The organism is Mesorhizobium sp. M0243 (assembly GCF_040321775.1).
Lineage (GTDB): Bacteria > Pseudomonadota > Alphaproteobacteria > Rhizobiales > Rhizobiaceae > Mesorhizobium.
Genome location: NZ_JAMYSF010000056.1, coordinates 1 through 9,850, shown reverse-complemented (window position 1 = coordinate 9,850; position 9,850 = coordinate 1). Strand labels below are relative to the sequence as shown.

The following is a 9,850-nucleotide window of genomic DNA, read 5'->3' as shown; positions in this document are numbered from 1 at the left end:
GAAATGGTCATACCGAGTTGGATCGGGCGAAAGGGTAATTGGCTGGAGGCCAAGACGCTGGGCAGCCTGGACGTAGAGCAGACCCGAGCCCATTACCGTGCCTCCAATCAGGATCAGCGCTCTTGCCATTGGCTGTGGACCCCTTCTGTGCGTGCCGTGCGGCGGTCCGGAGGATTGTCGGCATCTTTGTAGCGCGCTTGACCTCAGGCCTTGCCCCGAGGCTACCATCGTCAACGATTTTGCGGCGTTAAGAATCTGTAAATTTTATTTCGAGTTTTGTTGCAACGGTTGCCGTTCAAACTTTTGTGTGCGTCTTTGCCCCCGCGGGTCACTTCAAATTCCCCCGGGTAGGGTCAGTCAACCTCCCCCACCCGCAAGACAGGACGGAGGTTGATTTGTTAGCTGTCGACGCGTACGGTGGTGTCGTCGCAGATGGTCCGAACGACTTCAGTGAAGATGCGGAAGGGTGCGACAGGCAGCGGTCGCAGGTGCGGCTTCTCCTCCTGGAACATGGCCTCGACCTGACGGCGAGTGCTGCCGCGGATGCGCTTGGAAGCCCAGTTCTCCTCCCAGTGCCTCAAGAACTCGTTCTGGGCTTCCAGCGTCTCGAAGCGCCGTCCGGCCAGCGCGGTCCCCTGGGCCCTAGGTATGTCGAATCGCATTCTCGACGCTCCCCTTCCGATTGGGGTCCGCCACGCGGGCCGGATCGGCGATGACGCCGTAATGAGCCAGCATCGCACTGTAGATCGGATTGAGCCCGGGCTCGTATAGATCGGGCTTGAGGACGCCTTCCTTCAGGTTGTCGAGCACAAATAGCTGGCCACCCCGCCAAAATAGCGGAACGCTTCTTCGTGAAGCTGAGCCCAGACTTGCTGGCTGGATTGCCAGACCACCCGCCGGAAGCTGCGCCGCGAATAGCGCAGCGTCATCGGAACAGGCGGGGACGACGGTACCGGCCGCTCTTGGGATCGATCGTCAGCGCGCCCTCGCCATAGTCGACCTGAGCCTCCTCGCCGGGGAGGAACTCAAGACTATCAAACTGCTTGGGATCGCTGTGTCGCAACGTGCGCACAAACCGCTTGACGCTTTGGTAGCTGGACGGAAAGCCAAACGGATCGACCAAGTCCTGGTAAATCGCCTGCGCATTTCGCTTCAGGCGGACCTGTTCTTCGATCCACGCCCGATGCAGTTCGCAGGCCGAGCGGGCCAGGCTGCTGGTGACCGTCGCTCCCGACACCCCAAAAGCCGGTGGTCGGGGTGGAGGAATTTGGTCCTCCGCGCTTGCCGAGCCGGTGGTCACTTCCCCGGGGGAATTTGCCTCCGCACCAGCCCGCTGCGCTCGGTAACGCCGAACCGTCTTGCGATCGACACCCGTCAGCCTTTGAATCTCGCGCTGGCTGGTGTTGCGATCAAGTAATGTTAGTACGGTGCTTTGCAGATGTGCCTTTAAGACGTTCAACTCCCGGTCCCCTCGCTGTATGAAAGGGGTGAAAATAAACGTCCTGCCTTACCGGCTACCGCTGTTCAGTAGTGCTGCCGGTGATCATCAGGTGGGGGAGTTTCAAGTGACCACACCCGGGGGATTTTGACCGACCCACGGGGCTTTGCAAAGCCGGACAGGGATGGAGTACACCCCTAGACTGAAACACAGAAATCGCGGGAAGTTTTCCGTGTTAAACTTACGCTGCGTTTGCCATCTGTCGTCAGCGTAAATGCTTCTGTTCGTATTCCTCCGGGCTTAAATAGCCGAGCGCCGAATGCAGCCGCGGTCTGGTTGTAGATGGATGCGATGAAGACCCCGATCCGCTTGCGCGCGTCGGCGGCGTCTTGTAGGTGAGGCCCTGCACTTCTTCCTGCTTTTGAGCTGTGTTCACTCATGGCAGCAATTCATCAAGCACCAGCCTTTCGCTGGCCAGCCTGGCAGGCGCTTCGCGCAAGCCACGCTGTCGTCCTTGAGAGATCATAACGCAGAGAGCGGCAGGGCACAGTGCAAAGCGTTCGATTCCCCATGGCGCACGTTCCGGATTGAGCGCCTGCGGGGACGTGGAGATCAGGTCGACAAGGTGTCCGCGCTGCCGCGTGATCACGTCGGGCAACGATTTCCTATCAGTTGCATCAGCCCGGTGAAGTTCATCGATACGGCTTTGGCGATCTCGCTGTCGCTTTTATCATAAGGGGCTCGGCCGACGCGATCATCCCGGCATCGTAGACCGGCACGCGCTAGCCAATCTCTTTGATCAGGCCGGCCAGAGTCACCGTTACGGCTGGCTCCAACGACGTTCAGCCCCGACACCGCTGAGTGCCCGGCAGGTCGCGGCTTCCCGTCGCCCATCGCTGCGCTCGGTGATTCCCCCATGACGACGGGGAGAGCGGGCCGCTCCTACAAGCGCGCCTCGATGAAGCCGTATCCGCCGAGCAACTGGCGCAGAGCACGCCGCCCAGTTCAAGGGGAACTTCCTTCAATTTCTGAAGCGATCAACTTCAAAAGTGAAGATCATGACGCCCTGAACAGGGCTCCGGCGGCGGATCGAGGACGAGGCTTCGCAACGTTACTTGAGCAGGTCGAAGGCGTCGCCCCAGCAATCGGACACCATGTAACCAAGCTGATAGGGGTCGGTGGGGTCGACACCGATCTGATGGATGCCGTGGATCCAACCACGCCCAGAAATCCTAGGCAATATGGCGGGCTTTCCAGCCACCGTGGTCGTTCCGATGATCGAAACCTCGAACTCGCTGTCGATTATCGAGCGCGCGATCCGCTTCTCGCCTTCCGCGAACTGGCCGCGCGCATACATGGCCGCGAGCCGTGCGCTGTTGCCCGTGCCGCATGGCGAACGGTCGACGCGGCCCGGAGGAACGACCGTGACGCCTTTCATCCGGTCCTCGTCGTCGTAGCCGACGAACATCGTGTAGGAGAGCCCGCTCAGACCGGCTATCTCGGGATGCCGGACGTCGAGCTGAGCGTCGATGGCCCGCTGGACACGGCAACCGATATCAACGAGCGTCCTCGCATTCTCGATCGTGAGCTTCAGGCCGAACTGCTCGGGATTTATGAGCCCGTAGAAGATGCCGCCATAGGAAATGTCCACCACCACCTTGCCAAGGCCTGGGACGTCCACCTCGGCGTCCAGCAGCAACGGGAACGACGGCGGCATGTCGAGAGTGACGCGCTCGCATTTCCCATTCGAACACTTTGCGACGGCCTTGACGAGGCCGGTCGCGGTTTCGATTGTGACGACCGTCTCGGGCTCCTTCATCTCGACCATGCCGGTCTCAAGAAGCACCGTGACGAGGCAGATGCTGTTGGAGCCGGACATGGCATGCGCCTTGTCGCCCTGCAGGATAATGAAGGCGGCGTCGGCGTTGGGATGCACCGGCGGCAACAGGAGATTAGTGCTCATCTGCGCGCATCCCCTGGGCTCGTTCACCAGGAAGCGGCGCAGCCGGTCGTCGACGTTGTTTATGTAAAGGAGTTTGTCGAGGATGGTCTCGCCCGGAATCGACAGGACACCGCCGGTAACGACACGACCGACGTCTCCTTCGCAATGTGCTTCCACCATCGTGAAGGTCTTGCTCCAGCGCATTTGGGCTCCTCAAACTGGCGGATAACGCTCGCAGGACAAGCGTCTCGGTCCTAGCTTTGTCTACATAATGACGACAAATATCTTTCTGCCGCTGGATACCAGACCGACGCACCTATTTCAAGCGGGGCGTACGGAGCCGCTCCGCGGCCGCACATTCTTCGGACGGCTTATCGGCGGCGACATGGTCATCGGGACCGGCCATGGGAAGGCTGGGAACTCGCACTTCTGAGGCAGCTCTTCGCTCGCTTACTTCGACCTGAGGCCGGCTGGGGCTCAACGTTCCCGCATAGCTTGTGGCCGCCGTGACCCTGATCCTGTTGACGCCGGCGTTCCTGGTGGAGGCCTGGAACGAAGGTGGGGTTCACCCAGGACGTTCGAAGCGGTCGATCGCGAACGGCTGGCCAGCTTGTTGGTTTCCCCTCAGCAGTTCCAACATGATCTCCGCCGAGGCCGCGGCCAAGCTCAGTCCGCAATGGCCGTGGCCGGCCGAGTAGAATAGCCGCTTCGCTCTTGCAGATCGTGAGATAATCGGTACCGAATCCGGTGTCGAAGGGCGAAGGCCTGACCAAGGCCTACCACCCTGAGTGCACAGGTGCGGAAAAGTCCGTTCCGCTATTTTTTCGATGCGATCGAAATAGGCTTGTTTCGGCTCGGAACTTAGTCCGGCAAACACGGCCCAGCCACCCACCCTGAGACCGCTTGAAAGGCTCGTCGCAGCGATTCCGCGGTCAGCGAGGATGAGCGGATGGTTCAGTTCTAGACCAGAGGCCGGGTAGGTGTAGTTGTAACCACCTTCCGCCTCAATTGGCAGGTAATCGCCGATTTGACGGGCAAGCAAGGGTGTGTGCGCGCCAGATGCAATCACAACCTTATCAAACCTGAACGCCTCCCCCTCGCCCTTAACCGTGATCGTGTGCTCTGCTGGATGTATCTCTTCCACGCTTGCACGCCGATACTCGACGCCGCTGCCAATCGCAGCTTGAAACAGGTTCGTCACCACATCATACGGATCGGCGACTGCCCCCCAGTCATCCGATAAGATGGCGCCCGCGAACTCATGAGAAAGCGATGGCTCAAGTTCGGCGAGATCGCGCCGGTCGGCAATAACTGTGAAGCTGTGACCGCGCTCGAGTTTCGCGCGCCAGTTCGGGATGGCGCTCTCTAACGAATGCCTCGACCCATAAAGGTAGAGGGCTGGCGCGTGCCGAACCATGTTCCCGAGTCCGGCTTCCGCCAGCAGCGCTTTGGTGGAAGGGAGTGCCTTGGCGCTAAGCAGCGTCAGCGCTTCTGTCGCCTTTTGGTAGGCCCTCTGCCGACCACTGAGGTAGAAGCGATACAGCCAAGGCGCCAGCCTTGGCGCATAGAATGGATCGATCTTCAACGGAGCATTTGGGTCGACCAGCATACGGATTGCGGTTCCTAGAATGCCGGGATTGCTGATCGGAAATATCTCCGACCCCGCAATATGTCCTGCATTCCCGAAGGACGGTCCGGCTCTTCCGGGAGCGTCGCGATCGAGGAGTGTAACGACAAAGCCCCGCCTGGAGAGCAAAAAAGCCAATGCAACCCCGACGATACCAGCGCCAACGACTCCCACGGCACAAGCCTGCGCGCCATCTTCCATGAAAATCCCTCGAAGTCGCCGATCAAAGATCGTGCGCCATTGCCGATCCTTGTGAAGGACATAAATCGACATTAGGTCGACAGTCAAGCGACGCGCTTTGGTAGGACTTCCCTTAGGTGGCGATTTTCATTTTCGAGGTAATGCTCCGCTCCATGTATTCCAGGAAGTCCCCCTTGAACTGCCTCGCGTGCTCGTGGGCAAGGCGCTCGGCCTCGTCTGGATCTTGAACGCGGATGGCTTCGACCATTTCTCGGTGGTGCTGGTTTAGGCGCCCTACTGTGGAACCCAGGCTTTTGAAGAGGAATTCACTGTGAAAGTAGAGCATCCGTCGGCCTTCCTCCAGAATCCGCTTATAGAATCCGGCAAAATACTGGTTGCGGCCCGCCTGCGCGATCCGGATGTGAAAATCGTAGTTACCTTCGATCATAGGCAACCAGTCGTCGGTATCGAAACTGAGCTTCGCTTTCTTCTCGAATATCCCAAGTGTAGCTTCGATTTCCTCTACGTCCCGCTGAGAGCGGCAAATGGCAGCTGACCGATGGGTAGCGCGCTGCAGAAGATCCAAAGCATCCAGATATTCGGGCACGCTGCGGAAATCGAGAGGAGCTACGATCGTGCTGCGGTTCTGAAGCGTAACGACCAATCCCTCACTGGCAAGGCGCACCAGGGCCTCTCGAATAGGGGACCGCGAAAGTTGGAAGCGTTTTCCCAACCCTACCTCGTCCAATGGGGCGCTGGGGGGCAGCACCATGCTCAGAATGTTGTGACGGAGCTCGGTATAGACCCGGGTACTTCCGGTTTCTCTGGGTACCGTGGTCCCTTGCGCCGCCGCTGCTTTTTTTACTAGCATAGTCGTCCGTATCCTCGCTCCAGATCAGCTTGATTAGCCAGACCATCCGAGGTGCCTAAACGGCTTTGCTCAACGGCCTATCCATGATGTTCGGGTAGCTACTATTACCCAGACCAGTCAAGGTCGACAACCTGCATACAACATTGTGCAACGCCGACTCCAGAGGAGGTTTTCACCAACGGTCCCATAGCGGTTAAGTCGCGGGGAAAAATGGAGCGCCCACGGCTCGCTTGCGAAAATCGGGGCAAAGCAGAGACATGATTGACGGGAGCAGACCAATGCGTCGCCCTGGCAATCGGCGACCAACGTCGCTTCGACGTCCGCCGTGTCGTCGGCTCGCCTTTCCGGACGGTTATTGTAGGTTGGACGCCCGATCCCATCATTCGACATCGCAGGGCCGTGATGACGGACGTAGTCCCTCGTTTCGGCGGCAAAGTGCGCTTTTCCGAATCCCCCTTTTTCAGGAAATCCAATTCCGCAGCCTGTTTGCCGACGAGCCGCTCCAGCGCGGCGATCCGGGCCTGTATTGAGTAGGCGTCGCGTTGCTTCGGCCTCGAGCCTGCCAAGAAGCTGGGCCGGCCAAGGCCGCCAAATCGTTATCGGGCAAGAATGCGCGTCCTCGCCAAGCTTTGCCAGCTTGGCCGGACCGCAGCACGGGCAGGTTGACGGTGCGGCGATGACGACACGCTCACGCGGCAGATGTTCGGGGAAAGGCTTGCGGGCGGGGCGCTTGCGCTCGAACGCCCCTGACTCTCGACGACCGTGCCGTCAGTTCTGCCGCCAAATCGTCCTGGCCCGATGAACAGAATGGATTCTGGCGGGCGATCGCCGCAGGGCTGAGTAGCGACGATGCTGCGCTCGAGCCGGAGTGTCGCAGCCTGTGGGCACCAGATGGTTCCGAGAGGCGGCGGCGGTATGCCACCGCGATGTTCATCCTCAGCCCGACGCTTGTGGATCGACTTTCCGGACGACAAAACCATGCGCATTAGCCACGAAGCCATCTATCAGGCCCTTTTCATTCAGGGCCGCGGAGTGCAACGAGGCGAGTTGACGGTCTGCTTACCAACAGGAGGTGTGTTACGGGTCCCCAGGGCGCGCGCGTACGTAGGCAAGGGCAATGTCTCACCCGGAGATCATGATAAGTCAGCACCCCGCCGAAGCGGCCGATCGAGCGGTGCCGAGATTGGGAAGGCGATCTTCGGTCTTGGCAGCTCGGCGATCGGGACGCTGGTCGAGCGCACGACGCGCTTCACGATGCTACTGCATTCTCCTAGCAGCCTGTCGGGCTGGGGCATGCGAAGTGGACTGAGCACACATTGGAACGTGAAGATTTCATGGTTTCAGGACTTCTCTTGAGGAACGGGGGTGCGGCTGCTGGCTCAGGCTTGGCTGAGGGCGAACATCCGCTTCATGTTCCAGGCCAGGGTCACCAGGTTCCACTCGCCTTTCACCTTTTCGAGGCCGCGCAGGTGGAATTGCCGGAAGCCCATGACCGATTTGATGATGCCGAACACCGGTTCGGGGGTCTGCTTGCGCAAGTCATAGGCTTGCCGGCCTTCGGGCGTTGCCAGGCGGTGCGCCATCGCCTGCAACGTTGTCGGATCGTCCGGCGCCTGCGGGGCGGCGGCGAAACGCTCTTTCCAGGAGCGATGATGGCGCTCGCGTCCCGGCGCGATCAGCGGCGCGATCCTGGCTTTCGCGCAGGCCTCGACGTTCGCTTCACTGAAATAGCCGCTATCGGCCAGCAAGGTCTCGGGGCTCCCCAGCGCCTCGCCAAGCGCGGCGAGCTTGTCCAGCGTCGTGCGATCTGCTGCTTGTCGTTGGCGGCTTGAACCACATCGTTGGTCACCACCAGCAGGCTGCCCGTCGCCACTGCGGCCTGGGCATTGTAGGCCTGCGCGAAGCCGCCGCCAGCCACTGGCAGGATGCGCGAATCCTCATCCTGTCGATGCCGGCTCAATACTCCCCAGAAGTGCCGTTTGAATCTTCCCCAGTTTAGCGCTGTCGCCGGTCTTCCGGAGCGCGCTCCGGAAGACCGGCGGCGCGTGATCGTTGATGCTTCTCCTGATGGTCGGGAGAGGGATTTCGGTGATCAAGATCGGGGAGATGATGATGATACTGGATTTGCATCGGCAGGGCCTGTCGGTGTCGGCGATCGCCAGGGAGAGCGGGATCGACCGCAAGACGGTGCGCAAATACATTGCGCGCGGGCTCGAGGCTCCGGCCTACGGACCGCGCAAGCCGCGTCAGGCGGTGATCGATCCCTTCACAGCCTATCTTCGCGAACGGGTCACGCGATATCCCGGGCTCACCGGCAGCCGGCTTTTCCGCGAACTGAAGGACCTCGGCTATGGCGGCGGCTACACGGCCGTTACCGACTTCCTGCGCGACGTCCGTCCTGCCGCGGCGGAGCGTGGATACGAGGTTCGCTTCGAGACCCCGCCCGGCGAGCAAGCGCAGGTCGACTTCGCTCAGTTCAATGTCGTCTTTGCCGATGAGCCGACCACGCCGAGAATCGTCTGGCTATTCTCCATGGTGCTTGGCTTCAGTCGCCTTATCTGGGCACGCTTCGTCGTCCACCAGGATCTGCCGACTGTCTTGCGCTGCCATGCTGGGGCTTTCGAGGCGCTGGGCGGCGCTCCTCGCGAAGTGCTTTACGACCGTATGAAGACGGCTGTGATCGGCGAAGGCGATACCGGCGGCATCGTCTACAACCGTGCCCTCGTCGATCTTGCCCGCCACTATGGTTTCCATCCCAAGGCGTGTCGGCCTTACCGCGCCAAAACGAAAGGCAAGGTCGAGCGGCCGTTCCGCTACATTCGCGAGGACTTCTTCCTGGCCCGGTCCTTTCGCAATCTCGAAGACCTGAACGCCCAGTTGCGTCACTGGCTGGACACGGTCGCAAACCCGAGGGTTCACGCCACCACAAGGCGTGTCGTCAACGAAGCTTTCGCCGAGGAGCGCGCAGCGCTGCGGCCGCTGCCTTTGGCTCCGTTCCGATCGGTCCTAAAGCTCGAGCGACGTATCAGCCGGGAGGGCATGGTCAGCGTCGGCGGCAATTTCTACAGCGTGCCCGACGCCACCAGGCGCCGTGTCGTCGAGGTACACACGCTGGCCGAAGAGTTGCGCATCTTCGAGGACGGCGCACTGATTGCCACCCATCCTATTCTCGAAGGCCGGCACCAGCGTCATGTCGAGCCGGGTCATCGCAACATCCACGTCCACAAGCGGCCGACAAAGACTGAGGAACGACGAGGTCATTCTTCATGGCTCGGGCGACAGGGTCGCTCAGCGCCCGTTGGCCTTCTACGACGCCGTCGCCCGGGTGATGGCGAAGGAGCAACGTCCATGACGAACGCGCTCGACACCACGCCATCCACCATCGACCGGATCCGCCACGACCTCGTCGGCCTGAAGATGCCGCGGGCGCTCGAAGCGCTCGATCATGTCGTGCGCCGGCTCGAGAAAGGCGAGATCGCCGCCCTCGAAGCCATGGACATCCTCCTCTCGGAAGAGTTGACCCTGCGCGAGAACAGCCGGACCAAGACGGCACTGCGCATGGGGCGCCTGGCCACGATCAAGACGCTCGCCGGCTTCGACTTCTCTTTCCAGCCCTCGCTCGACCGCGATCGAATCTTCACGCTGGCCCAACTCGGCTTCGTCGCTCGCTGCGAGGTCGTCCACTTCCTCGGCCCGACCGATCCCACGACATAATGCACACCTCGCTATGTTATTGAAAAAGCTGGATCTGCTGATCCTGTGATTGTGATAATGGACTGTGTCCGCTCCTGC

At 60.6% G+C, this 9,850-nt stretch carries 5 protein-coding genes and 4 pseudogenes; 3 read left to right on the top strand and 6 right to left on the bottom strand.

Annotated features, from left to right (window positions below; genetic code table 11):
* Window positions 1–401: 401 nt before the first annotated feature.
* From istA (NKJ11_RS33310) to NKJ11_RS33290, 5 genes and pseudogenes are all read right to left on the bottom strand, one after another.
* Window positions 402–1,495: pseudogene (gene istA, locus NKJ11_RS33310) on the bottom strand (IS21 family transposase); the annotation flags it as partial.
* 379 nt (window positions 1,496–1,874) lie between these two features.
* A complete protein-coding gene (locus NKJ11_RS33305; RefSeq protein ID WP_352795153.1) occupies window positions 1,875–2,096 on the bottom strand; it encodes a hypothetical protein in 222 nt (73 codons plus the stop codon).
* A gap of 453 nt (window positions 2,097–2,549) precedes the next feature.
* Window positions 2,550–3,584, bottom strand: a complete 1,035-nt coding sequence (locus NKJ11_RS33300) for a proline racemase family protein (protein ID WP_352795152.1) — start codon at window positions 3,582–3,584, stop codon at window positions 2,550–2,552.
* Window positions 3,585–3,945: 361 nt separating this feature from the next.
* Window positions 3,946–5,295: an NAD(P)/FAD-dependent oxidoreductase gene (locus tag NKJ11_RS33295; RefSeq protein ID WP_352795151.1), complete on the bottom strand. Its 1,350-nt coding sequence runs from the start codon at window positions 5,293–5,295 to the stop codon at window positions 3,946–3,948.
* A gap of 25 nt (window positions 5,296–5,320) precedes the next feature.
* Window positions 5,321–6,058 carry a GntR family transcriptional regulator gene (locus NKJ11_RS33290; protein WP_352795150.1) on the bottom strand — a complete coding sequence of 246 codons (738 nt, stop codon included), beginning with the start codon at window positions 6,056–6,058 and terminating at the stop codon, window positions 5,321–5,323.
* Between the two features lie 939 nt (window positions 6,059–6,997).
* On the opposite strand from NKJ11_RS33290, the pseudogene NKJ11_RS33280 reads away from it, so the two are divergent.
* Window positions 6,998–7,354, top strand: a pseudogene (locus NKJ11_RS33280) (transposase); the annotation flags it as partial.
* Between the two features lie 83 nt (window positions 7,355–7,437).
* Here the strand turns inward: NKJ11_RS33280 and NKJ11_RS33275 are convergent.
* The gene (locus tag NKJ11_RS33275; RefSeq protein WP_352795154.1) at window positions 7,438–7,824 is read right to left on the bottom strand and encodes a transposase; all 387 of its coding nucleotides are present in this window, start codon (window positions 7,822–7,824) and stop codon (window positions 7,438–7,440) included.
* A gap of 322 nt (window positions 7,825–8,146) precedes the next feature.
* Here NKJ11_RS33275 and istA (NKJ11_RS33270) point away from each other — a divergent pair.
* Window positions 8,147–9,410, top strand: a pseudogene (gene istA / locus NKJ11_RS33270) (IS21 family transposase).
* Window positions 9,407–9,754: pseudogene (locus tag NKJ11_RS33265) on the top strand (ATP-binding protein); the annotation flags it as partial. The pseudogenes istA (NKJ11_RS33270) and NKJ11_RS33265, both read left to right, overlap by 4 nt.
* Window positions 9,755–9,850: the final 96 nt, after the last annotated feature.

Bases quoted from the DNA above. Each gene is read 5' to 3' on its own strand.
- NKJ11_RS33300 (WP_352795152.1), bottom strand. From the start codon at position 3,584: ATGCGCTGGAGCAAGACCTTCACGATGGTGGAAGCACATTGCGAAGGA.
- NKJ11_RS33290 (WP_352795150.1), bottom strand. From the start codon at position 6,058: ATGCTAGTAAAAAAAGCAGCGGCGGCGCAAGGGACCACGGTACCCAGA.